Genomic DNA, 23,775 nt, shown 5'->3' on the forward strand with positions numbered 1-23,775 from the left:
ATCGGATCCCAGGGGGCCTGACTCGTGTGTCGGCGGTCAGAATACGGGCAGCGTGGCGGGGGAGAAGCCGTTCTGCTCGTTCAGTCAGTCAGGTAGCCGTCGAGGTCATCGACGATCTGCCCGGCTCCGATGGGGCCTAATCCGAGGAACCAGACGTCGTCTTTGACACGGAAGGCTCTGTCGTTTTCGACGGCCGGCAGACCTGTCCACTGGCTGCCGGAAAGCGCCGTGGTCTCGCCGGTTGCCTCGGGGTCGCCATAACTGGTGTAGAAGACGTAGTCGCCACCCGCCTGGTCGAGGTTCTCCGGAGAGATCTCCAGCGCGAGTTCAGCAATGTCCTGTGCTTGGGGGCGAGCGAGCCCGGCATCGTCGAGGATGACACCGATCAGGGATTTGTTGCCGTAGAGTCGCAGTCTCTCGGGCATGAAGCGCACGAGCGAGATCGTCGGGTTTCCATCGACCGCGTCATCGAGATCGTGGGTGGCTCTCGTGTAGTCGTTGAGCACGTCGGTGGCTTCATTCTCCATACCAAGTGCTTCGCCGACGAGTGCGAAGTTCTCCTTCCACGGGAATCCCGGGCGAATCGAGAATACGGTCGGTGCGATCGAATCGAGTTCGTCGTAGAGAGCGTCGGCGCGCAGCTGGCTGCCGAGAATCAGGTCTGGGTCGAGTTCGGCAATCACTTCCAGGTTGAGTTCGTTGATCGTTCCCACCGTTTCGACGTCTTTGACCTGATCAGCAAGGTAGGAGGGCACTGCGTGTGCCCCCTCTGTTGTGACCATGCCGACGGGCGTGATGCCCAAAGATAGGACATCGTCGAGCTCACCGGTGTCGAGGACGACGACGCGTTCGGGTCGCTCTGCGATCTCGGTGGTGCCATTGGCATGTCTCACCGTGCGTGGGAATGCTCCGGGCTCGGCGTCGCTTCCCAGTTCGGCAGTTTCCTTGTCTGCCGTGGCGAAAGCTTTGCCGCCGGTGGCGACGTCCTTCTTGCCGGTGCCCTCATCCTTGTCGTTGTCGGTGCCGGCGGTGCAGGCGCTGGTGAGCAGGAGAACGGACAATGCGGTTGCGGCCACGGCGCGCGTGCTGCGGGACGAAAGAGTCATAAGGTAAGCATAACCTTGCCTTAGCTGGAGTTCACTTTTTGAGCTTCGTTGGGTGTCCCTGTCGACCCGGCTTTGGTGGAACTCGACACACTCGGAGCGCAGCAGCGCCTCGTCGGCCACCGAGTGTCGATAAGCGTCACTTCAAGCATGGCCCCGGGGGCGGCCGCGAAGGTAGGTGAATGCGAAGGATCCCCAGCCAGAAGAACTGACTGGGGATTCTGCCACTTTCGTGGCGGGGGGAGGATTTGAACCTCCGACCTCCGGGTTAAGCGATTCACTCGTGCTTGATCGACTGACTATCAGCGGAGGGCAGATTCTTGCTCTGGCCTCGGCTCTGAGTCTCGTGGAGTTGGCCTCTGGGGGTGCCGACCGATGAGCAAGCATCTCAGCGTTCGCGGCGTCAAAATGATGCTCAGCCACGCAGGTATTGACACTCACGAACTCTCCTTCACACGACACGACCGCTCCGGACAGCATGTCGCAGGAACCCACGAGGGCAGGTACGTCGAGAAAGTAGACATCGAAGTCTCTGGACCGAAATCTGCACGTGGGCCTGTCCGGGCAGCACTATTCGACCGTGGCCTCGAATGCGCTCCATACCCGGACCGAGACTTCTTCTCGCGCGGCGGCTTCCCACAGTGATCCGGCGCTCGTGTCAGCACCTCAAGCTACAGTGACTTAGAACACCAGAACGAACAACGAAGGAGGAGGAAGCCATGAACTTCTCAGACATTGTGGCCCTCATCATCGTCGGCTTTCTTGCCCTCGTCGCACTCGGCATTGCTGCTGAGCTTCTGATTCTGGTCGGAGCTGGTGCTGCAGTCTGGGGCTGGTACGTCATTCTCTCTGGCGGCGACGCGACTGCCATCGTTTGGGGAATGGCGATCTTTGGACCCCTTGTGACGATAGGCATGATTGTCTCTTCGGGGGACAGCAGTCGTGCCCGTTGACTGGAAGTTGCCAGCTTCAACCAGCGTAGGAGTCTGACCTTTTGAGACAACTCGTATAGTCGGTACTGAAAGCATGTAGAACCATCTTCACTTCCTAAAAAAGTGAGGTCACATGCTTCCCGATCACACCGATCTGATCGAACAGTTCGAAACCACCCTCGCCGCCTACCTCTCCCCAGGCACGGTCGAAACACGAACCTACTATGTTCGGCGACTTGCCCAATGGTCGACCGCGCACCACAAACACATCCTCTCCTTGGAACTCAAAGACATTCTCACCTGGCTGTCGAAATCCATCGGGCCGTCCCCCTGGACCAAACGGAGCGCGAAGTCCTCCGCATCAGTCTTTTTCAAATGGGCACGCCGCCACAGATACACCGAGCACAACCTCGCCGACGACTTTCCGACCATCAGCGCGCCGAAAGGCATACCCAATCCCTGCTCAGAATCGGCAGTGACCTCAGCGCTTAGACGGTGCACCCGAATCCAAGATGTCATGATGCTCTTACTCGGCGAATACCAAGGACTCAGAGCATCCGAGACTGCCCAAATCCACACCAGCGACTTCGATCAAATACACAATCAGCTCCGTGTGACTGGCAAGGGCAACAAGACCCGAGTTCTTCCACTACACCCCATCGTGAAAGAAGCCCTCGTCCATTTCAGTCCAGGCTTCCTTTTCCCGTCCGACCGAAACCCATCAGGTCACATACTTGGCCGCTCACTAGGGCGGCGTGTCCGGCATCTGCTCGGCCACGTCCCCAAACTTAATGCACACAGTCTCCGACACAAGTTCGGATGCGAAACCCTCGAACTCAACCCTGATCTCTTGGCCCTCCGGGATTTACTCGGACACGAATCCGTCGAGACCACTCAGATCTATGCCCGCGCCTCGGCGCAGCGCCTGCAAAAGATGGTCTACGCGCTACCCAACAAGCGTGACCGTATGTCCACGCTCGCAGAGATCGTCGCCGGCACCGTTGCTGGTCACTAATAAATGTCGACAAGCACAAACATCCACTGGTACCGAACCGTGACCAGTAATGCAATCAACCCAAAGGAAGACATCATGGCAATCCCAACCCACTACCCGATGAAGTACAAGTGTGGACACACAGTTAAGACCGATCTCTCCAAGATTCCTGCCTCGAAGCGGGCCGCCGCTGCACAGTCTGACTTCTACATCAGCCGCGCACGGGACGGCAAGGGAATGGACTGCCCTCGATGCTTCCAGAAGAACAGCGCAGCCGACAAAGAACAGTTCCTCAAGCAGCTCATGCTCGACACCATTGCGTTCGAAGACGAGCACGGCCTGCCGGAGCTCACCGGCACCGAGAAGATGATTTCTTCCGGACTCATCGACTCGGCCAGACGTGACCGGTTCACCGTTCTCGCCATGGTCGCCGACGACGAGAACTATGTCGATGACTGGGCCGGAATCATCACAGACACTCAGGCGCTGACCTGGGCTGGATGGTGGGTCAACAATTTCTCCTACAAGGTCCGCAAAGCCAACGAGACCACCAGCGAAGACGTCGTAGAACTCATTCGCGACGGAGCAGAGCAGGAGGCTACCCGGCCCCGAACCGATGCCTATGCCACGGAGAACCCCCATGACTGGAACCCCGATCAAGAACACCCCAACGACTAATTCTCATAAGGAGGACGACACCATGACTGGAATCACCGTCTGGACCAAGCCCGACTGCACTCAGTGCACAGGCACATTCCGGTACTTCGAGAATCAGGGCATCTCCAAAGCTGCTCTCACAGTGAAGGACCTCACCCATCCGGACAACGCAGTTCAGCTCCAAAACTTCAAAGACCGGGGCCTCATGCAAGCACCGATCGTGCAGACACCGCAGGAAACCTGGAGCGGATTTAACCCCGACAAAATTAAAACCGCGGCAACCCAGATGCGAACCAGCACGCCGTCACCGGCTATGTCGATGACCGGCCCCAGTCTCCATTGATTGCTGCCCTCGACAACCAGGTGCGTGGCCGTCTTCCACCCGCGAAGACGGCCACAGTCACGTTCGTGACCGATTCTTGACAAACATTTGCCCACCGAGGCTGAGAATCCCCAAAGACGACCATTGAACCCCCTCACGGCGGAGGCCGAGATTCATGCGCAACGATAAGGCGGAGAGCACGCTGGCACAGCGAGACGACATCCTCTCGACCGAGCACGTACGCTCCTTCATGATCACAGCGGCCGTGACCATCATCGACAGATCCAACACCGAAGTTGAGGCCAAGAGCTTCGACGATGCGATCCGTCTCATCCGCCGCCGCTACCATCCCAACCCACCCGTCGTTGAACTCGCGCGAGTACACACCAACGACTCCGACTGCTTCGATGCTCGCAAGTGGGTCATCACCCCAACCGAGTTCCGTGAACTCGACGACGACGAGGCTGAGACCTCCCGTGCCACCTACCGGTTCAAATACGTCGACTACAGCGTCATCGTTCCCGGAGAAGGGTCATTCCGAACCCACCGCACCACACTCGAGGGAGTCGTCGCTGCCGCTCAGTCGCTTTCCAACCGGGAATTGAGCGAAATTGAGCTCACGAGTCACCTGCCCGGCCTGAAAGCCCGTACTCTCGAACCTCAACATTTCGAGGACGCCACGGTCGAGGCCGCGCCAGAACCTCCTAGCGAGCCACTTCAACGTCAACGCATCCGGCCCCGGAAGTTCGCGCCACTGACCAATCGCCTCAATTCCGTCACTACGGCAATGGCAGCTCGCCGCCAGTCCAAGAACAAGAAGAAGTCACCGCCACCCAAACGCAAGACCACGGCGACTCCCACCCGGTCTGGATTCAAACTCGACCGCAAGTGGATCCCCGTCGTCGTTGCCCTCGCCCTCGTCGTAGTTCTCATCGTGTTGATCCCACTGCTCGTCCGCAATGGCGACGAGGCCGAGCCGGTCTCCGCTCCTGTCTGGGCTTCGACCATCGCTCCCGCGACTCCGAACTCGACGCCCCTGCTCGACGGATACGACAACGAAGCATGGAGTCTTCCAGCAGGTAAGGCCGAGGCCGCATCCGCATTCGCCGCAGGAGTCGCCTACGTTGCCTCTGATCCCCGCGAACTGGTTCTTATCAATACCGATTCGGGTAAGGAACTCGGCAAGACTAGCCTTGATTCGTCCATCAGCTACACATCGGAGTTCATGGCCGGTGATGTCCCGGCAGTAGCTGCTCGCACAGAGAAGTCTCTCACTGCGATCACCGCCAAAGGCGATACGCAGGCATGGAAGATCGCCAAAGACGATACGGTCCGCATCACCGGAACAACCCCCATGGTCGTGTCCAAGAACGGCAAGGTCTCAGCTCTCATCGTTGGTGAGGACAAGCCCGTCGCTGTCACTCGTGATACATCATTCATTCCGACTGCCATCGACGGCAAGACGCTGATTCAAGCAGATTCGGCCCGTCCCCAGGTGGTCATCGACCCCCTTGACGACAAGGCTGATGCGAAGACCCTTGACCTCCCTGCCCCCACGGACTCCGCGACATTCTCACGGCACATCTCATCGGGACACGGGGTCACGGTCGCCGAATGGACCGTTGAGGGTCAGCCCACAGTGACCGTTCACGATCTCGACGACGACGCCGCGATCACCTCGGCATTCCCGTTGTCAGACATCGCTGGCGCTGATTCCTGGCAAGTAGGTCGCACCATGGGCACCGGCATCATCGGTGATAAAGCGGTCAACCTCGCGGACGGAAGCCTCATCGCCGATGGCAACGGAACGCCGTTCACGACCGCGCTCGGTCCCCTCGCTGTCACCGAGGCGAACGGGCAACGCACCTACTTCGACGTAACATCCACTTACCCCGAACCCGATCAGGCACGCTTGCTCGGCTACACCGACAAAGGGCCTGCGATTGTTCGCAACCCCGACGGGTCCATCACAGCTCTCACCAAAACGGAAGGAAAGTAAATGCACACCCCCAAGCATCGCGCCACGGCAGCAGCCGTGATCCTCGGCCTCGCGATCCCCGCCACAGGAGTCGCACCGGCCCTCGCTGACGAAGCCACGACTCAGCCACCAGCGACGACGCGACCTGTATCGCCCACGGTGGATGCTTCCCCTGATAGTCGCCCGACCGCCGACCCGACAGTTCCAACGGCACCTGCTCCGTCGAAGACTCCTGATTCCCCCGTCGATGCCACTATCCCAACCGCACCGGCAGAAGACACGCAAGCCGACGCGGCATCAGAGGCCGAGGCCGACAGCACGAACGGATCCGACTCCGACGCTGGTGCTGCTACCGACGGCAACGATGACAATGATACGACGGCGAATACCGATGATGACGCCGAGGCTGATGCGGATGCCGACGGGGAAGAACCAGACCCCACAGATCCTCCTGACCAGGACGGATACGACCCGGCAGATCCGGGCGAGGAACCACCGACCGAACCCGGCGATCCGGAACACCCGGAAGAGACCGGCCACAAATACCCCAAGGACAACTCGGATGCAGTTGACCTCAACCCAGCGATTCCCGAAGACCACTACGATCAGTCATCGTTAGCTCTGATCGATCCCACGACCGGCAATCCCACTCGACTCATCGTCCTCGATGTCGGTACGTTCACCATTCGGGGTGATGGCCAGATCAACTTCACCCCGTATGCGCCATTCGACGGTTCCGTGACGATTAAGTACACCGTCCTCGATATTGACGGCAACTGGGTCACTGGCCGAGTCACCATCACCGGGGGAGGAGTCAGCGACAATCCTGCCGATTCGAACGCAACCACCGACGACGACGGGTCATCGGATTCCACCGCTACCGCCACAGCGAACTCTAACGCTGGACGAGACGGGGCCTCGCAGGCCGACGATGCCGATGACAATTCGGGCGAGGATGGAACGTCAGAGGGATCCGCGAATGGTGGCTCTGCGCAGGCTGACTCGAACGGGGCCGATGACAACGACAGCACCCAGGCAAATGCCTCCAGTAATGCCGGTGCCGACGGTAGCGATCAGGACGCATCCGCATCTGCCGACGGTCCCGGCAATGCCTCGGCTGACTCTGACTCAGCAACTGACGACCCCGGCGATAGCAACAACGCGGCAACCGACGCTGGCAGCACCGGAGCCGACGCAGGCACAGGTGCAGACGGGCCGAACGACAATGCCGACAGCGGCCACGCAGACGACGATGCCAGCGATGGTGACGAGGGGAAGAACAAAGCGGATGGAGGCAAAGACTCCGCTGACTCCAAAGGCAATGCCGACGGAAATGCCGACGATTCCAACCTCGATAAGCCTGCACCGAATGACCCAGTCGACGTACCCGAGTTGCCAACCGGTCCCGGCGATGACACCGAAACGCCACAGCAACCAGGTGATGACCTCGGACTGACCAACGAAGACAAACCCAACGACGAACCGTCCGAATCAGACAGCAGCGAACCTGCCCCAACCAAGTCATCAGACGATGACCGAACCGTCATCACAGACTCCGGCTCACAGCCTGACTCGTCAGCGACCAGCTCACCCAATGGACTAGTCATCGGTCTCGTTATCGGCGGATTAGTCGTTCTCACCGCAGCCGGCCTCGGCGTGATCGCCTTTAGCCGTCGGACCAAGAAGTAGTCCGTAGCCTCACCTGCCACTGAAATGGAGGTTTCACCCGCATGATCGTTCGTAAGCTGATCCCCACACTCCTTGGGGCCGCTGTGGTCTTCACTACGGCGATCATCCTGCTCATCGTCCTCGTGCTCGGACTTCTCACAGCCCCGAGCGAGGACGCTTCAGCAGCCGAGGAACCGACTTGTACACCGGGCGGCGGCAATTCCTCGGCTGTCGTCGTCCCCGACGAGTACCAAGACTACGTAGATGCCGCCGCCAAGGAATCGGGCCTCTCCGTCGGCATCATCGCCGCCCAACTCAAAGCCGAATCGAACTGGGACCCGAAAGCCGTCAGCCCGGTCGGAGCAAAAGGACTTGCCCAGTTCATGCCCGCTACGTGGAAAGAATTCGGCAATGGTGGCGATCCGTTCAACCCCAAGGACGCCATCGCCGCTCAGGGCCGGTATATGAAGCACCTGAGGGCTGTCGTCAAAGACCACGCTAAGGGCGACAAAAACCTGGTGGAGCTCACCCTGGCTGCGTACAACGCTGGCCCCGGCAAGGTCAAAGAACTCGGTTATGACATGAACAAGATCAACATGATCGAGGAAACCCGTAACTACGTCGAGAACATCACCAAGGCGGCCAAGGGCGACTACACCACCGACTGTGAAGATCCCGGCGACGGCGGAACCGGAGGTGACGGAGACATCCTCAAGACCGCGAAACACCTCGCTTGGGATAAGCGAGTCAAGCTGCCCCGCAGCACGGCCGCTCGCCACGGTGAAGACGCAGCCAAACCGGAATACGTTAAAGCCTCACAGAAATACAACAAATCAGTCACCACAGCCTTCTTCACGGACTGCGGAGTCTACGTCGCCACCGTCATGCGTATGTCTGGGGCAGATAAGAAGTTCCCTCTGCGCGGCACCACCGACGTCCAGCTTCCCTACCTGAAACAGTCGGACAAGTACAAGACGTTCAAGCCCAAGTCCGAGGGCGACCTCAAGGCCGGTGACATTATGATCACCCCTGGCCACATCTACATCTACAGCGGCAAACGACGCAGCGGACCAGCCAACACCTCACTTGCAGCCAGCCTCTACACTCGACCTCCCAGCGGGCAGGACACCTACGGCTTCGGATCCTATACCGCCGCCCGCCTGGTCAAAGGATAATCATGAACTACAAGCGCTCACTCACCATCATCATCACCATCTTCGCCGTCGTCGCCCTCGTCGTCACAGGAGCGATCTGGTACATCGTTTCCAAACCCACCAAGGTTCTCGTCACCATCACCTCACAGCCACACACCGTGGAGATCACCATCAACGGTGAGTCGTTCGGCACACGCAAATCAGGCAAGACCTTCCCCGTCGAAACCAAGGAAGACTCTCTGAGCATCACCGCATCCGCCGATGGATTCGCTGATGACACCATCGTCGAACCGATCAATGGAAAGCAGGTCAGCTCATTCATCGGCCTAGTACCTCAAACCGATGAAGCCGAGAAGACGCTCCGAGAAGAAGGAGACCTTGACCAACAGGAGGACGCGACCGAGAAGTACCTCCGCGAATCAGAGAAACTCCATGCTGACTGGCCAATCCTCGACGAGCTGCCACGCGAGACCATGACGTACCGCGCCTACCAGGGAGAGTCCGAAGACGGCGACCACGATTTCGGCATCCATCTCTTCCTCTACCCCGACACGGCCGATCAGGGCCGTGCCGACTTCACCCGCTGGCTCGAGTCGATCAACGAAGATCCACAGGACTACGAAATCGTCGAACAGATGGACAACGGACCCAAGAAGACCGTCGTTCCGCCTCTGCCGACTCGTGACGAAGTCGAAGCCCTATCTCGTGACGACATCACCGACCCGAATACCGTCAAGAGCGACAAACTCGAACCTGACGCCGCCGCGCTGCAATTCGCCACAGCAACGACCACCTGGCACGCAAGCAAAGACACCCCACACTCAGGCTTCAACCGCACGCACCAGCTGATGTCGAAGTCACTCGCTGACTCCATCACCGAACCAGAACGCCCGACCTACACCCCCAAATGGTTCGAAGCCGCCGACAACGACGCCGAATCGTACTCATGGCCCATCGATACTTACGAAGGCACCGGATCCAACTCCTTCGAAGTCGAAGTCTGCTGGGCGTGGGTCTCCGAGACACACGAACCCGTCATCGAGGGACCACGCAAATACTCCATCACCATGGGAGACGACGACGGCCGACCCGTAGTCACCGGCTACGAATTCGAAGACCCCAGCAACTTCGTCGCCTCCGACACCGACCAGTGCCTGTCCAACGATTGATCGTCCGAATGTGTAGTGATCAACACACGACTGCCTGCGAAACGAAACCCGTGCACGAGTTTCCGCAACCAGGAGAAGAACAATGAGTGAGTTCACCACATTCGCCGGAGCCGAGAACCACGCTTTGCGCATCCTCGTCCTCGACGGGATCCGCGACTTCGATGTCCAAGTACGCAACGATCCTCGGATGATGGACCACATCGCTGACAGCGACATGTCGCTCGAAGACTACAGAGCAATCCACGACCGCATCGCGACTAAACTGCTCAATAACCAGGACTTCGACCACCGTCTCTTCGACGGCGACGAAACCCAGTTCGTCGTTGCTCTCGCCGAAGACGGCGCAGGTACCACCTCCTACCGGAACACCGAAGCAGGCCAAGCCGCTCGAATGCGAGACGAACAGATCATCGGAAAGGCTAAGCAAATGGGCGAGGAAGCAAAGAAGGCATCCATCGAATCACGCCATGAAACCGCAAACCCTCCGACCCCTGAGCGGACGTATAGCCGAGCAACACTGGAGGAAGCTGGAAAGCGTCTAGACGCTGGCGACTGGGACGCTCACCGCAAGTTGGCCATCATCGCTGTCGAAAGTGGCTACGCTGCCGAAGTGGAGCAGGACTTCAACAACGATGCTGCCGACCAACAACCACTCACCCACTCGATCCGCATCCTCAACCCTGCCGATGTTCAGTCTCTCGAAAAGGACTCAGCAGGACTGAGCACAGAGTTCGATGCCATGGGCGGCACCAGCGAGGTCGAACAATTCACCCCCGAGCGTCCTCACGGAGACTACGGTCCCAAAACACCATTCGATATCGCCCCGACCGACCCCGAGGGACCAGGCAACCCATTCCCCTCCGACGCACACCTCAGTGCCCTATCCGCACAACCGCCCCACCCGCAAGCACACGGCACTGGCCCCAGCCTGACCTGAACGCACCACCTCAATCTCCATCGCCAAACAATTTCACCAGCCAGAGACATCATTAATGCTTTTGGCTGGTATTATTGATGTCATGAGTTATCAAGTGGTTGCCGCGCTCAGCCCCGTGGCCTACGACTACAACGGGTTCGTGACCTCTCGACAAGCCCACGACGTAGGGGTGTCGAACACGCAACTGAAGTCAATGGCCGATGCCGGAGTCCTGGAGCGAGTCGAACATGGAATCTACCGATTCGAAGCAGCCCCTGGGCAGCTCTCCGATCCGACGTTCTGGCGATGGCTCGCAGTCAGCCAGGGCGACCGTCACGGAAGCGACGGTGTACCACCGGTCATCGTGGCAGGAGAGAGTGCCGCTGAACTCCATGAGATCGGTGACTTCTGGGCTCGCGGCTTTGACTTCATCGTTACTGCCCGTCGGTTCACACGGATCGATGACGTGCGACTGCGGAGACGGACCGTCGAGCCGATTGATGTCGACTATGTTGACTCGATTCCTGTTCTGACCATTGAAGCCACCCTGGCGGATCTGGCAGGACCGGATCAAGGTGCAGATCTGTCACTGATTGGGGATGCCTACAGGGACGCCCGTCGACTGGGGAGGATTGTGAGGCCTGAGCGTCTGGTGGCTCTTCTTGGGCGACATGCCCACATTCACGGCTTCTCCCGAGGCGACGGGGCTGCGCTGCTCGACTGTATCGCGCCGAACGCCGATAGGGTCGCCGCATGACAGGCTCCGGCTACTCGACCTGGATGGCCACCGACAAGGCGATCAAAGCAGCAGCGAGGACAATTTCGAAAGAACAAGGACGAGACTTTCACACCCTCATTCGTGGCGCCTACTTCGACCGGTTCCTCTCTCGCGTGTTCGACCAATCGCAGGGAAACCGCTGGGTACTCAAAGGTGGGTCTGGCATGCTCGCCCGAGTCCCCGACACTAGAGCCACCAAAGACGTGGATCTCACCACCTCAGTCATGTCGATCGACGACGCCGAACGAGCACTGATCGAAGCCGCGGCGAACGATATCGGGGACCATGCAGTGATCCGCCACCGCGACAGCCGTCCCATCGTCGAGCATGACGTGCAACCCGATGTCACAGGGCGACGAATCACATTCGAGATGCGTGATGTTCAGACATTGAAGCTCATCCACACGATTCCTGTTGACTTGGTCGTCGAGGACGGGCTGATCGGCAGGACAGAAGTAATTGATCCAGCCTCCCGAGTCATGCCGTCAAGGGGACTGCCGACAGCCCCCTACCGTCTCTACCCACTGGCAGATCAGATCGCCGATAAGGCCAGTGCCACCATGCTTCGGTTCAACGGCCGCCCGAGCACCCGGACCAAAGACCTCGTGGATCTCGTCGTCATCGCACGCACACAATCAGTTGATGTTGACAAAATGCGAGCAGCGATACAAGCACGCTTCACGGCTCGACGTGAATCAATCCCCACACAATTCAAAGTCCCCGACGGGTGGAGTGCACGGTACTCACAGATGACAAAGGGTGTGCCAGCTTGCCAGGGATTCGAAGACGTTCACGCAGCCGAAAAGCTCGTCGGCACATTTCTAGCGCCGGCCATCGATCCCGCGCACTCACAGGTTCGCCAATGGACACCGGCGCACGGATGGGATACGAACCCTGAGGCCCGCACGACCCCATCACCTGCTGATCCGACGGTGATCGTCCTCTCGGCGGACCGTCCTGGACCAGACGGCCCGGCCCCGAAGTAACGGACACCCGCCGGCTCCGGCACCCTAGTTGGTGCAGTGGTTGAGTAAGGCTCGTCACCACAGTGATCGTGTGGTGACGGGCCTCTTGTACGAAATCCTGCCGCGCTATTCGGGTAGTTGCGTTCTGCGGTTCGTTGGCAAGGGCACTGCACTCCGAGTCCGCTGTCCTGCGTGTTGCTGGGCCGCAAGCAGAGACGAATGCTGAAGGTCTGTATGTAATGAACGGGTGTGTAGCCGGGAGACGCGGCACCCTGGTCGGTGCGGTCGTTACGTTGGCCAGACAGCCCGGGTGTTGTGTAGCGGGCACTGGTTCGGGAGTTTCTGCTCTTCGGACGTTGACATCTTTCTGGCGTCAGGCTGCAGCAGGCCGTCTCAGTTGTGAAATGCCGGCAACAGAAATGTTGGGGCTGGTGACCATGAGTTCAGTGCCCACCCGCTTTATCGCCGCCGTGTAGTTCAGATCAAATGCGTACTGAGGGAAGCCCTGATAGAGTTCTTGAATTTGCGGGGCAAGATCGTAAGTCAGGATCCAGGGTTGTTCGAGTTTCCGCACTGTCGCGGCAAGGTCGGCGTGATCTTCCGGTCGGTAGAAGTTCGTGTATAGGCCGGATCCTTTGCCGTAGTAAGGAGGGTCTATGAAATAGACAATCCGATCTTCGCGGGTGGCCATCCCCATCAGGAACTTCTGTCCGTCTTCGCGTGTGATTGATATATGTCGCTTGTACCGAGTAATTCGTTCGATCTTCTCGATGGTGTTCTTCTTCGAGAATCGGCAGTCAAGTTTGTAGTCTCCGGCTTGCGCCTTCCCGCCAATCACACCGCCCTTGATTACACCAGATCGATTAGTGCGGTTGAGGAACAGTGTTGCAAACGCCAGATCGAGCGAGATCTCGCCGTTCGTGCTGCGGTAGATTTCACGCTGCCGGTACCACTCGTCCATCGTGATCGGCGTATCACGGATTCGGCGGATAAGCTCGTCGGTATCGTTGAGTATGGCGTGCCAGAGAGAGTATATTCCTGGGTCAATGTCATTAAGGACGATGCGCCGTACTACGCCCTCAAAGAGAAGCGACAGCGCAAGGCCGCCTCCACCGGCGAACGGTTCAGCGTACGTCGTCTTTCGGAGTCCGTTCCACTCCAGGAGCGGTTCAGCAAGTTTGAAGAGTGCGGTCTTACCGCCTGGATATCGTAGAGGTGAGGGTGTGATGGGCATTGGTCCAACTCGTCCGTGTTGCGCTGTTTCTTGGAACGCTACAGCGTTTTGGCGATTTTGGCCAGCTTCACGGAGCGACTGCTAAGCGGGGTCGACAGTTGCCTCTGCGCTCGAGGCTATGTATCCGATGATCGGCTCAATCTCATCCCACTTCCTGGTCAGCGTCGCCCAGTCGGGGAAAGCAGAACCATGCGCAACGAGCCCCAGATAGTAAGCGCTGTACACAAACGCTTGATTGCTGACTTGGCTCTTCAGCAGGCCCAAGGCACCTGACTCGGCCCTTGTTAGTTGGATAGCGCCGCTGTTCTTTTCCGTCTCGATATGTTTTAGAACATTATGGACAATCTTATGAAGCTTCTCCTGGAGACTGACGTGCGTTCCACGAGTCTCTAGGTACTTGACTGAGATCGACTCCAGGAAGACTCTGACGACAAGCGCGGCTGCTAGCGGACTGTTTTTACGTAGCGACTGAAGGTCGCAGAGTATCCGCTTCAGCCTCTCATCTCGGAAACTGGGCGCGAACGAACTACGTACCAACTTCCCCCGTTTGTCGGGACGAGGACCAGGGGTACTATCAGTTGGTCTGCTTGAGTCATCCGGCTTATGTTCGGCAGCTTCGTCGCTCGACTGCTTGATCTCGCTCTGGTCTTGCTCTGGCTGATCCTGCGGGTCCGCTTCCGAATTGTTCGACACACTGGTCGCCGTGTCAGCGATGGAAACGAGATGGTCTTGCGCATACTTCACCCGATCTGCGCTGGACGTTCTGGATGTTGCGCCGTTGCGTCTCGAGACAATGTCGTCTAGCAGCTTTTTCAGACGAAGATCAAAGAGCGACCGGGAGCCCTTGTACTTGAACTGCGGATCGGACGCGCTCGTCTCGATTCCTAAGCCGTGCTGACGAACGAACGGATTCGAGATGAACCGCGTGATGGTTGTCAGGATGTCTCTTGACTGTGCTTTGGTGAGCATCCTTTGACTTTGCCCGTAGTCCAGGAGTGCCAGTGCCAACGCATTGCCTGTGCGGTCACCGTAGCGCCGGGCAAGCTGCACCGGATTCCACGGTTTTGGTCCGTTCCCGTTACCTGGTCCGGCATGTTTCCTGTCGATCCAAACGTCTGCTTCGTCTTTGTCCGCGAATACGGTGAGTTCGATTGAAACTGCGTCCGCATCAAAGTCGCGGTTCAATCGTTCGAACGCTTTGCGTTCTTTGCTGGGAGCCAGACTCGGATCGCGTAGAAGGATCAGCGCGCATAGCCGGCGGTTTCCCTCCAGGATCATATAACCCCCATTAGGCGTCTCGGTAGCACCAAAAATGTCGAGCGGACTGAGCCCCACCTTTGCGATGTCCCGAGCGAGCCCCAAGACACTTTCTTTCTCGACTAAGTATCGGATGATGTCGCGGCGAGCCATTCCGGGGTCGTGACGAGGATTATCTGGATCAAGATCCATATCGGGTAGATCATCCCAATCGACTATCACTCGTTCTGGCATTGTCCCATCCTTATTCGATCCATCAACTAGTCCTGATCCTATCCGTGGAGCCGGTAAATGTGTCACGTTAACCGAGGTAGGATCCGTGAAAGCTGCCGACCACGTCGGCGTTGTCGCCGCTGTCCTCCCGACGATGTCTGAGTCAGTTGGCCAACCGCCTTTTAAGTACCTCTTCAATCCCTGGCGCGACGAGTGTCGTGCAGACTTCATTCTGCACTGGACAGGCGTCCATGTTTGGACACACGAGTACGATCAGAAGTCGCAGCCCTGCAATGAGCTGATCATAGGACGATGCGTTGATTGTTCTGACTGCGACGAATGCCGTTGATTTGCCAATGGTCTCGGCGAGTAGCTTCGGCATGCCTGCATCAACCAGCAACGAAGTAACGTTTGCTCCAAGATAGTTGGCGTATGTTGCAGGCGAGATTGCTTTGCAGGTGTTATTCAGGACAGCGCATAGCCAATGGTTCCGGGTCAATCGGCGATGCAAAGGCAGTTGCTCAAGTAGTTGATCCGCGACGAGCCGATATTTCGAGTCGGGGTCGAGGATCAAAGCGACGACTACCGAACTTATCGCATCGCGAGCTTTCGAACTTAGGACTTCCTGATTTCGTCTGACGCGCTTTTGACGTCTGAGGTTGCCCACCGAGCTTCCCTTTACCGACGTTGAACGTTTCGCGTTAGAAAGTCCGGTCGTCGCTCGACGATCCAGTCTGGTCGAAGTTCGTGAGCCTTCTACACCTGTGGGAAGAACTGCATCTATCAGTGCAGCGGGTGATACAGATGACGCCGCCCGGCCACTGTGGTGCGGGCACGAACTAGCGTCGTTCTTACAAGGCGTTCCCTTTTTTGTTATTGCTCCGCAAATGGCCACCAAAGCCTCCTTTGCCTTTGCCTTTCCCTGCCAACCGGCCATCACGTTCTCGCGCATACAAGCGTTCACCGTGTGGAGATCAGACTACGACACTTCAGACAGTGAGCTCATGCAAGCTCGCTTCTCAACTGATAGAGACCTCCAGCAATGACGCTTTCATTCTCACCAGTAACCCCCACCTGCACAATGCACCCAAACCACAACTCAACCGCCATAAACCCGCAGAACCAACAGGCACAGCATAGACCAACCGCACTACCTCAGACACGAGCACCCCAGGCTCCCAAAGCTACACACCTTTGGCACCAAGGTGCATACGTCCCACATTTCCGTGGGACGGTGACAAACGCTCCGCGGGGCATCCAGCGAACCATGAGCATGAGCAATCAACCCCACACATGCATCGAATGCAAGGCTTCGCTGCCTGCCGAGGCCCCGAAGAGTCGCCGGTATTGCGGCATGACCTGTCGCCGACGTGCCAGCCGTCGCCGCGAGCGGCGTGCGGTGCACGAGACCGAGCTCGTTCGTCTGAAGCGTCTTCTCGATGAAGCGACCGCCCGTGAAGACCGGCTCGAATCACGGCTCGCGGCCGCGCGCGAACGCATCGAGGCCACACGCACGAAGATGCGCCGCCAAGCGGTCAAACACCGCAAACGCGAACGCCACGCCCAACGGGCGATCATCGACCGTGTGCACACACTCGTGGCCACACGTGACCGGCTGGCTTCAGTGACCGCTGACCTCGAAGCTGCCGCTTCAAAACAAAGCGACCGGACAGACCTCGAAGTCGCAGCCCAGCAGATCGTGGATCTGCAGAAACGACTGGCCACGGTCACCGACCGCCACCAAGTACTGACCGGACAGTACGCAGAACTGCGTGACCGGTACGCCGTCCTCGTGTCCGACTACAACAAAGCTGCCGACCGCCTCAAGGACTTTGCCCGTGACCGGCATCGTTTCCGTCCGGTCATCGAGGCGTGGGACACGTTGGCCGGTCGTCTCGCGAAGTCGGCCAAGACGACCACCCTGTCCGCCGGTGACCGAGAGATTGTCCGCATGTGGGCGACTTGGCAGACCGGACGTGACCGTCGCCGACGGGCCGGACAATGACCGCCGACGCTGTGACCGTTGACCGGTCACACCAGTCCATGACCGACCATCTGACCGTGACCGGAGGAGACCGGACGTGACCGTTTCCATCTCGAAGATGTCCATCAACTACTACCTCGACCATGCCGCGACCGGCGACGGTCAGACCCGTGACATGACCGCCTACTACACCGAGGCCAAAGCACCTCCGGGCACATGGCTCGGCAGCGGCCTCGACGGTCTGACCGGTCTGTCTGTCGGCCAGCAAGTGACCGAAGCTCATGCCCGGTCGCTCTACCAGGACCAGGAAGACCCCGTGTCCGGTCGTCCACTCGGTCGGCCACTGATGAAGACACAGGCCACACCCAACGGTGCGGTCACACCTGCCGGTCGACCGGCCAAGACTGAACGTGAGGGCGTGGCCGGCTTCGACCTGACCTTCTCCCCACCGAAGTCTGTGTCCGCTCTCTGGGCGCTGGCCGGCCCCGAGCTGCAGGGCCGCATCCAGGCCGCGCACCGGCAAGCCCTCGAAGAAACACTCGCGTGGGTCGAGGCCAACGTCATCCAATCTCGTGCCGGTCACGGGGGAGTCGCCCACGTCGCCGTCAACGGCGTCATCGCCTCCGCCTTCGACCACTGGGACTCCCGTGCCGGTGACCCGCAGCTGCACACCCACCTGGTCATCGCCAACCGGGTACAGCGTGCCTCCGACGGGCACTGGGTCACCATCGACTCCTACACACTTCACCGGCACGTCGTAGCCATCTCGGAAATGTACAACTCACTGATCTTCGACCGACTCGCAGCTGACGTCGGCACCGTCGCCGAATCGCGCACCAACGTTGACCTCGACGTCCAACAGCTCATCGAATCCGGCACAGACACCGCATCGGAATACGAACCCGCACATCGAGTCGAACTGGCCGGAATCCCCGACGAGCTCATCGAGGAATTCTCCAGCCGGTCAATCAGCATCGAGACCCGCACCGATGAACTCATCGCCGAATACACCGACACCTATGGCACGCGACCAACCCCACGCGAGGTGCTGCTCATACGACAGCAGGCCACCCTCGAAAACCGGCCCGAGAAAAACACCATCGAGCGCACCACCCTGCCAGAGAAGATGCACTGGTGGCGGCAACGCACTCATATGGCCGGTCTCGACCCGGACACACTCGTGAAGAACGCGGTCGGTCACCATGTCCGGACAGTGACCGCGGACATGCTCACCGGCGACATCATCGAACAGATCAGCCGGTGGACACTGACCGACGCATCACAGCGACGCACGACGTTCTCCCGCGCCAACGTGCGTGCCTCGGCTGAACGAGTCCTCCGCCTTGTCCGGTGTCCGACCGTCGATGACCGTCACGCGTTCGTGGACAACATCGTCGAACTCACCCTCGACAAGGCCGTCTCTCTGACCCCTGACCGGTCACGAGCACCCGAAGGACCGGACACCACGGTCAACCTCCGTGACCGGTCAGTCTTTGACCACCAACATCACTCCGGGGTCTACACGACCGAGCAAGTCATGGCCGACGAAGACCACCTCATCTCGCGCGTGACCGCGACCGGGGCGCCGACCCTGGCCGGACACCCAGAGCACGTCGACGTCCTCGAACACTGGCGCACCGATGACGGACACCCGCTCAGCGACGATCAGATGCGTGCCTCGAAACACGTACTGTCCTCCGACGCTGGAATTTCCGCGATCATCGGCCCCGCAGGCACAGGCAAGTCCACCACTATGGGCGCGATCACCGATACCTGGCATTCGGTTTATGGTGAGCAATCCGTCATTGGTCTCGCTCCGTCCGCGGTGGCCGCAGGTGTCCTCGGTGATGAGATCCACGTGGACACCGACAACGTGGCCAAATGGCTCTTCGAATCAGTCGGGGAGGGCGCAGCACGGCGTGCTGAACGTGTGGCCAACCTCGAAGCACGGCTGGCCACGCTCAACACGACTATCGAGAGCACGCCACATCGTGACCGGGCCAGACTCGTCCAGCAACGCGAGGGCCTGCAAGCCAACCTCGCCGCCGACTACGCCACCCAAGCTCAATACCAATTCCACCCCAACCAGCTCATCATCGTCGACGAAGCATCCATGGTCTCAACATCCAACCTCGCTGAGCTCTCCCGCCAAGCCGAAGCCGCAGGAGCCAAACTCCTCATCGTCGGCGACCCCGCACAACTGGAGGCCGTCGACGCCGGAGGCTTCCTCGGCCACGTCGAACGCAACCTCGACCACACCACCCTCGATACCGTCTGGCGATTCAAAAACGAATGGGAACGCGCCGCCTCCCTCAAACTGAGATCAGTCACCGACAAAGACGGTATCGCCGCGGTCGTCGACACTTACGACGAGCACGACCGCATCCACGGCGACCCTGACCACGAAGCCGCCGACACGGCCTACTCCGCGTGGAAAGCCGACCGCGACGAAGGATTGTCGTCGATCCTCATCGCCTCCGACAACGAGACCGTCTCCGAACTCAATCAACGTGCCCACACCGACCTGGTTGAGTCAGGCGACGTAGACATCACACACCAGGTCGCTCTGCGCTCCGATGTACAGGCTGGCATCGGTGACGTACTCCTGGCCAGGCGCAACGACCGCAGCATCCGCGACTCCAACGGCGCATTCGTCGCCAACGGCACCCGACTGACCATCACAGCGATCCGGCCCGATGGCAGCGTCGAGGCCAACGTGCAGACAGGGGAAGACGGCACCCCTCCGACTATCGTCCTCGATGCCGACTATCTCGCCTCGTCTGTCGAACTTGGCTATGCCACCACCGCACACCGGTCACAGGGAGTCACTGTCGATACCGGTCACGCTGTCGTCACCCCGAAACTCTCTCGTGAACTGTTCTACGTCGCGATGACACGCGGCAAACGCGGCAATCACGCCTACGTCGACATCGACGACCCCGAGAACCCCACACCCGAGGACTGGAACGTGCAGATAACTGCCGCCGCACTAGACAAGGACGGGCAAGTCATCGACGATCCTGCCTACTATATCAAGTCCGTCGTCTCACGATCCACGGCGGAGAAGTCCGCACACGAGGTCCACGACGATGAGCTTGGCTGGGCCAACGATGTCGGGCGACTCTGCCACGAACTCACGTACCTCAGTTGGGCGGCGAAAGTCACCCGCACTCAAGACTGGCTCGAAGCGCAAGCCGTTCCGACCCTTGCCGAGCAAATCCGCACCGATAGCGACTGGCAACGCCTCATCAGCGTCGACCCGGCGCAGAACATGCGTGGTGAGCTACTACCAACCGACACAGCCGAAACGATCATCGACCGCTGTCACAAGCCCGCCGACCCTCCGGTCACCGGGTCCGGTGACATGATCGCCGACACCACGACGGCCACCGACGAACAGGGCCACGTGTGGGCGCAGTCGATGCACGACCTCCAAGACCAAGTCGCCGCACGACGAGCAGTGCTAGCGAAGGATCCCCCCGAGTGGTTTTCGACCCTTCGCGAGCAGTATGCCCATCATCCACGCCACGACGACGTTATCGACGCGGTGATCGTATGGCGCGGAGTATCCGACCAGACCGACTCCGACACAGCAGTGGGAGCCGAACCGCCGAAGGATGACTATCTCCGCCCCTACTGGAGCAGAATGCAAGCCGTCATGACCGGCGTCGAACCCGTAACCCTGCCCTCTGAAGAAGAGCCATCAGTGGCGCAGGATGTCGAACCCGTCGACTGGGACTCGCTCTCTGCCGACCTCGACTACCAAGCTCTCGATGACACCTCATCACTGGCGACCGTTGTTCCAAAGACACGCCAGCAACCACCGGCCCCTCAAACTCCGTCTCGAACCACAACCGATTGGGAACGTTAATCCTCCCACCGCATAACTCTCATACCTGTTATCTAGTTAACTAGTACATAAGTCTGTGGTACGCTCATCGGCATGAGCAAAAAGGAACATATCGTCATCCGTGTCAACGCCACCGACTTTGGATTCCCCATGTCATTTGATCAGTGGCTCAACCGCGGCCGACGCTGGTGGAAGACCCGCGCCGACCGTGCCTTGAATGCCGACCGACTCTTCGTCATCGACGCAACCAACCGAGTTCGTGCTGTCGGCATCGTCGACGGCGTACTCAAGGACCGAGAAGATGGCAGTGATCGCGTCAGCATAGAGGTCACTTCAGAAGAAGACTCCGAACTCATCGGCAAAATCATTAGACGTAATGACTCCAGGAACCCTGTCTCTTACGTCACGACTATCGAGGTCGTCGACCAGTGACGGCACGAGAACTGACAACTTCCATCCGTCGAACCGAAAGGTCACTCTAATGCGATTCCTCAACCTGACTCAGCCCTCCGGCAATCACATGCTGCTCAATCCGCGCAACATCGCTTTCGTTGAGGTGGACACTCTTGCCGACGAACAGATCGTTCTCGACATCACACTCAATAACCGGTCCGGTTCTCTACATTGTGTTCCGGTCGATCAGGGCGGTCATCCCCTCTCCCCGCAAGACATCAAGTTGCGTGTTATCGAGTGGGGCAAAAACGTGCTCCTCGAACATCTGGACGACTACATCTCCTCAAGAGGGTAGGCAGTGCCGGGAACTGTGACCACGGCTATTACCGGAACCGCAGTCTCTGCGTGTCCTCTTCAATGAACGGTCGCATCGTTCCCCAAACTCTGTCCCAGGACCGAGGCGAATAGACACAGACGACGATTTCGTCCCGGCACTGTGCGAGGTCGCCGGACTCACCTGTCTCTTCATTAAACTCAGTGGTAGCCCCGATCTCGTAGCGCGTTGAGCGCGTCGAGATCACTTCGAGCGCACCCTGAGCGATGGCGTACTTGTGTGTACCGGACATTTCACCGCCCGTGATCACCTTTGTCCATCGAGATGCGTAGCGGTGGACTGTGCCGTCGGCGCACTTCACAGTCACCCCAGCATCGTCCCAGAGCGCGCTGTCATAGCGGTTCGCAATTTCGTCTCGGTCTTCGCTTCCCTCAACCGATTGGCAGAAGTAGACAATCTTGCCCGACTCACTCATACCCGCTCTTCTCCTTCAACGATCGTCATGACAACCAGTGGGCTTGGGACGACGCTATCAGCTGGCGACTCAGAAACGAACGTTTCCGCGACGTCCCATCTCCACCGGTGTGCTTTACCGTCACACTGGGTCTGCACTGTTGTGAGCTTCAACGATAAATGGCGGTGTTCTGTGACCGTTCGATGGTGGCCCTTGGGAACAAGGGATCTTCCTGCTATTCGACGAGCGAGCGTGCCCGTCGGTAGAAAGTTGCCCTGGACATCCCGAGGTCCCGCGCCACCTGCGCGGCTGATTCACCGCTGTCGACCAACCGAATCGCATGACGGATCTCGCTGTCGGTAACCCGGCGCGGTCGGCCACCGAGGTCGAGGCCAGCGTCACGGCGTTTCTTGATGGAGTCGGTGACTCTCTCCCTTTTTATTTCGTATTCCATTTGCGCCAAGGCGGCCATGATCGTAAACAGCATAGACCCCATCGGTGTTGCAGTGTCGACGTCGCCGCCGCCGAGGTTAAGTACCCGCAAGCCGGCGCCACGAGCTCGGAGTTCCTCGGCGAAAGCAAGCATGTTCTGCGTCGAGCGCCCTAAACGGTCGAGCGTGGTGATGACGAGAGTGTCACCATCGATGAGTGCAGCGAGTGCCCGATCGAATTCAGGTCGTGAAGCTCGCGCTCCCGAGACTCCGCGGTCGATGTAGAGGTCATCGCGTCGCACGCCGGCAGTGAGGAGATCAGCTTGCTGCNTCGCACGCCGGCAGTGAGGAGATCAGCTTGCTGCCGGTCGGTGGATTGGTCACGAGTTGATACGCGAGCGTATCCAGTCAGTTTCGCCACGGGTGGCCTCCAATGTGTCTCATAACTAACGGTAAGTACATCGATTCATCACTCGGGTTACAAGACATAGTTATAAGAATTTCTCACCTGGCCAACAAGGCTGAGAATTCGCGGAACTCGGCTCGGCCCGAAAGCTCAAAATCGGTGCATTGGTGAGGCGTCTCGTATCCCACGGATACAAGGCGCGAAATGATCGACTAATGACCGCGACCTTAGTCGCTCTTCTCATGCTGGCTTGAGCAGCACCGCGCATAGAATTCGGCGATCGCGGTGAAGGCAGCTTTTGGTTCCCAGGGCATCTGCGGATAGGTGGTTCCGTTGTGGCCTTCGAGGACTTTGACGATACTGAGGCTAGCCAGGTCCAGATCCTCGCGGGGATCACTCTCGGGTCGGTGTGGCAGGTTGTCGAGTGCAAAAAGGAATACAAACGCGCTATCCACGCCCTCGCTGTCGAAGACTTCTAACAAATCGGTGAGGTAGTCGGCCTGGCCCGACTCGTCGCGTTCAAAAACTCCGTTCAAGCGGATAGGTGCGCCTGTCGTCGGGTCGTTTTCGATGATTTCCATGC

General features: G+C 59.0%; 22 protein-coding genes. 15 read left to right on the forward strand and 7 right to left on the reverse strand.

Features of this window, described 5'->3' with window-relative positions; all coding sequences use genetic code 11:
- Positions 1–80 precede the first annotated feature (80 nt).
- Entirely contained in the window at positions 81–1,106 is a 1,026-nt protein-coding gene (locus FO013_RS04825) for an ABC transporter substrate-binding protein (protein ID WP_143921405.1), read from the reverse strand.
- Between the two features lie 716 nt (positions 1,107–1,822).
- On the opposite strand from FO013_RS04825, the gene FO013_RS04830 reads away from it, so the two are divergent.
- The 11 genes from FO013_RS04830 to FO013_RS04880 all read left to right on the forward strand — a co-directional run bounded on the left by FO013_RS04830 (position 1,823) and on the right by FO013_RS04880 (position 12,657).
- Entirely contained in the window at positions 1,823–2,056 is a 234-nt protein-coding gene (locus FO013_RS04830) for a hypothetical protein (RefSeq protein WP_143921406.1), read from the forward strand.
- Positions 2,057–2,168: 112 nt separating this feature from the next.
- The gene (locus FO013_RS04835; protein ID WP_143921407.1) at positions 2,169–3,050 is read left to right on the forward strand and encodes a tyrosine-type recombinase/integrase; all 882 of its coding nucleotides are present in this window, start codon (positions 2,169–2,171) and stop codon (positions 3,048–3,050) included.
- 75 nt (positions 3,051–3,125) lie between these two features.
- Positions 3,126–3,707, forward strand: a complete 582-nt coding sequence (locus FO013_RS04840) for a hypothetical protein (RefSeq protein WP_143921408.1) — start codon at positions 3,126–3,128, stop codon at positions 3,705–3,707.
- 22 nt (positions 3,708–3,729) lie between these two features.
- Positions 3,730–4,029 carry a thioredoxin domain-containing protein gene (locus FO013_RS04845; RefSeq protein ID WP_186292984.1) on the forward strand — a complete coding sequence of 100 codons (300 nt, stop codon included), beginning with the start codon at positions 3,730–3,732 and terminating at the stop codon, positions 4,027–4,029.
- 154 nt (positions 4,030–4,183) lie between these two features.
- Positions 4,184–6,007, forward strand: a complete 1,824-nt coding sequence (locus FO013_RS04850; protein ID WP_143921409.1) for a hypothetical protein — start codon at positions 4,184–4,186, stop codon at positions 6,005–6,007.
- Positions 6,008–7,675 (forward strand): hypothetical protein, encoded by a 1,668-nt coding sequence (locus FO013_RS04855; protein ID WP_143921410.1) that lies wholly within the window; start codon positions 6,008–6,010, stop codon positions 7,673–7,675.
- Positions 7,676–7,716: 41 nt separating this feature from the next.
- The gene (locus FO013_RS04860) at positions 7,717–8,829 is read left to right on the forward strand and encodes a lytic transglycosylase domain-containing protein (protein ID WP_143921411.1); all 1,113 of its coding nucleotides are present in this window, start codon (positions 7,717–7,719) and stop codon (positions 8,827–8,829) included.
- Between the two features lie 2 nt (positions 8,830–8,831).
- Positions 8,832–9,977, forward strand: coding sequence for a hypothetical protein (locus tag FO013_RS04865; protein ID WP_143921412.1), 1,146 nt, complete (start codon positions 8,832–8,834; stop codon positions 9,975–9,977).
- An 82-nt stretch (positions 9,978–10,059) separates the two neighbouring features.
- Positions 10,060–10,914, forward strand: a complete 855-nt coding sequence (locus tag FO013_RS04870) for a hypothetical protein (RefSeq protein ID WP_143921413.1) — start codon at positions 10,060–10,062, stop codon at positions 10,912–10,914.
- Between the two features lie 82 nt (positions 10,915–10,996).
- Positions 10,997–11,650, forward strand: coding sequence for a type IV toxin-antitoxin system AbiEi family antitoxin domain-containing protein (locus FO013_RS04875; protein WP_186292985.1), 654 nt, complete (start codon positions 10,997–10,999; stop codon positions 11,648–11,650).
- A complete protein-coding gene (locus FO013_RS04880) occupies positions 11,647–12,657 on the forward strand; it encodes a nucleotidyl transferase AbiEii/AbiGii toxin family protein (protein ID WP_143921415.1) in 1,011 nt (336 codons plus the stop codon). The genes FO013_RS04875 and FO013_RS04880 overlap by 4 nt, the downstream gene beginning before the upstream one ends.
- A 352-nt stretch (positions 12,658–13,009) precedes the next feature.
- Here FO013_RS04880 and FO013_RS04885 read toward each other — a convergent pair whose 3' ends face one another.
- The 3 genes from FO013_RS04885 to FO013_RS04895 form a co-directional block, all read right to left on the reverse strand.
- Positions 13,010–13,870 (reverse strand): DNA adenine methylase, encoded by an 861-nt coding sequence (locus tag FO013_RS04885; RefSeq protein WP_143921416.1) that lies wholly within the window; start codon positions 13,868–13,870, stop codon positions 13,010–13,012.
- A gap of 81 nt (positions 13,871–13,951) precedes the next feature.
- Entirely contained in the window at positions 13,952–15,361 is a 1,410-nt protein-coding gene (locus FO013_RS04890) for a hypothetical protein (RefSeq protein WP_143921417.1), read from the reverse strand.
- 142 nt (positions 15,362–15,503) lie between these two features.
- A complete protein-coding gene (locus FO013_RS04895) occupies positions 15,504–16,007 on the reverse strand; it encodes a hypothetical protein (RefSeq protein WP_143921418.1) in 504 nt (167 codons plus the stop codon).
- A 606-nt stretch (positions 16,008–16,613) separates the two neighbouring features.
- Between FO013_RS04895 and FO013_RS04900 the strand changes: the two genes are divergently transcribed.
- The 4 genes from FO013_RS04900 (at position 16,614) to FO013_RS04915 (ending at position 21,922) form a co-directional block, all read left to right on the forward strand.
- Entirely contained in the window at positions 16,614–17,345 is a 732-nt protein-coding gene (locus FO013_RS04900; RefSeq protein WP_143921419.1) for a hypothetical protein, read from the forward strand.
- A 76-nt stretch (positions 17,346–17,421) separates the two neighbouring features.
- Complete coding sequence (mobF, locus tag FO013_RS04905) at positions 17,422–21,195, forward strand: MobF family relaxase (RefSeq protein WP_143921420.1); 3,774 nt, start codon at positions 17,422–17,424, stop codon at positions 21,193–21,195.
- A gap of 72 nt (positions 21,196–21,267) precedes the next feature.
- Positions 21,268–21,606 carry a hypothetical protein gene (locus FO013_RS04910; RefSeq protein ID WP_143921421.1) on the forward strand — a complete coding sequence of 113 codons (339 nt, stop codon included), beginning with the start codon at positions 21,268–21,270 and terminating at the stop codon, positions 21,604–21,606.
- Between the two features lie 49 nt (positions 21,607–21,655).
- Positions 21,656–21,922 carry a hypothetical protein gene (locus FO013_RS04915; protein ID WP_143921422.1) on the forward strand — a complete coding sequence of 89 codons (267 nt, stop codon included), beginning with the start codon at positions 21,656–21,658 and terminating at the stop codon, positions 21,920–21,922.
- Between the two features lie 28 nt (positions 21,923–21,950).
- Here FO013_RS04915 and FO013_RS04920 read toward each other — a convergent pair whose 3' ends face one another.
- The 3 genes from FO013_RS04920 to FO013_RS04930 all read right to left on the reverse strand — a co-directional run.
- A complete protein-coding gene (locus FO013_RS04920; RefSeq protein ID WP_143921423.1) occupies positions 21,951–22,376 on the reverse strand; it encodes a hypothetical protein in 426 nt (141 codons plus the stop codon).
- Positions 22,377–22,590: 214 nt separating this feature from the next.
- On the reverse strand, positions 22,591–23,088 hold the full coding sequence (locus FO013_RS04925) for a recombinase family protein (protein ID WP_395949368.1): 498 nt from the start codon (positions 23,086–23,088) through the stop codon (positions 22,591–22,593).
- 331 nt (positions 23,089–23,419) lie between these two features.
- On the reverse strand, positions 23,420–23,775 hold a 356-nt coding region (locus FO013_RS04930), incomplete at its 5' end, for a hypothetical protein (RefSeq protein WP_222103578.1).

The sequence above is a fragment of the Brevibacterium aurantiacum genome (assembly GCF_007558825.1).
Classification (GTDB): Bacteria; Actinomycetota; Actinomycetes; order Actinomycetales; family Brevibacteriaceae; genus Brevibacterium; species Brevibacterium aurantiacum_A.

What these genes read in the sequence shown, in the direction of transcription:
- FO013_RS04875 (WP_186292985.1), top strand. Translation starts at nt 10,997, where the DNA reads ATGAGTTATCAAGTGGTTGCCGCGCTCAGCCCCGTGGCCTACGACTAC.
- FO013_RS04865 (WP_143921412.1), top strand. Translation starts at nt 8,832, where the DNA reads ATGAACTACAAGCGCTCACTCACCATCATCATCACCATCTTCGCCGTC.
- FO013_RS04890 (WP_143921417.1), bottom strand. Translation starts at nt 15,361, where the DNA reads ATGCCAGAACGAGTGATAGTCGATTGGGATGATCTACCCGATATGGAT.
- FO013_RS04825 (WP_143921405.1), bottom strand. Translation starts at nt 1,106, where the DNA reads ATGACTCTTTCGTCCCGCAGCACGCGCGCCGTGGCCGCAACCGCATTG.
- FO013_RS04855 (WP_143921410.1), top strand. Translation starts at nt 6,008, where the DNA reads ATGCACACCCCCAAGCATCGCGCCACGGCAGCAGCCGTGATCCTCGGC.
- FO013_RS04840 (WP_143921408.1), top strand. Translation starts at nt 3,126, where the DNA reads ATGGCAATCCCAACCCACTACCCGATGAAGTACAAGTGTGGACACACA.
- FO013_RS04850 (WP_143921409.1), top strand. Translation starts at nt 4,184, where the DNA reads ATGCGCAACGATAAGGCGGAGAGCACGCTGGCACAGCGAGACGACATC.
- FO013_RS04870 (WP_143921413.1), top strand. Translation starts at nt 10,060, where the DNA reads ATGAGTGAGTTCACCACATTCGCCGGAGCCGAGAACCACGCTTTGCGC.
- FO013_RS04910 (WP_143921421.1), top strand. Translation starts at nt 21,268, where the DNA reads ATGAGCAAAAAGGAACATATCGTCATCCGTGTCAACGCCACCGACTTT.
- FO013_RS04900 (WP_143921419.1), top strand. Translation starts at nt 16,614, where the DNA reads ATGAGCAATCAACCCCACACATGCATCGAATGCAAGGCTTCGCTGCCT.
- FO013_RS04845 (WP_186292984.1), top strand. Translation starts at nt 3,730, where the DNA reads ATGACTGGAATCACCGTCTGGACCAAGCCCGACTGCACTCAGTGCACA.
- FO013_RS04920 (WP_143921423.1), bottom strand. Translation starts at nt 22,376, where the DNA reads ATGAGTGAGTCGGGCAAGATTGTCTACTTCTGCCAATCGGTTGAGGGA.
- FO013_RS04885 (WP_143921416.1), bottom strand. Translation starts at nt 13,870, where the DNA reads ATGCCCATCACACCCTCACCTCTACGATATCCAGGCGGTAAGACCGCA.
- FO013_RS04830 (WP_143921406.1), top strand. Translation starts at nt 1,823, where the DNA reads ATGAACTTCTCAGACATTGTGGCCCTCATCATCGTCGGCTTTCTTGCC.
- FO013_RS04915 (WP_143921422.1), top strand. Translation starts at nt 21,656, where the DNA reads ATGCGATTCCTCAACCTGACTCAGCCCTCCGGCAATCACATGCTGCTC.
- FO013_RS04835 (WP_143921407.1), top strand. Translation starts at nt 2,169, where the DNA reads ATGCTTCCCGATCACACCGATCTGATCGAACAGTTCGAAACCACCCTC.
- FO013_RS04860 (WP_143921411.1), top strand. Translation starts at nt 7,717, where the DNA reads ATGATCGTTCGTAAGCTGATCCCCACACTCCTTGGGGCCGCTGTGGTC.
- FO013_RS04880 (WP_143921415.1), top strand. Translation starts at nt 11,647, where the DNA reads ATGACAGGCTCCGGCTACTCGACCTGGATGGCCACCGACAAGGCGATC.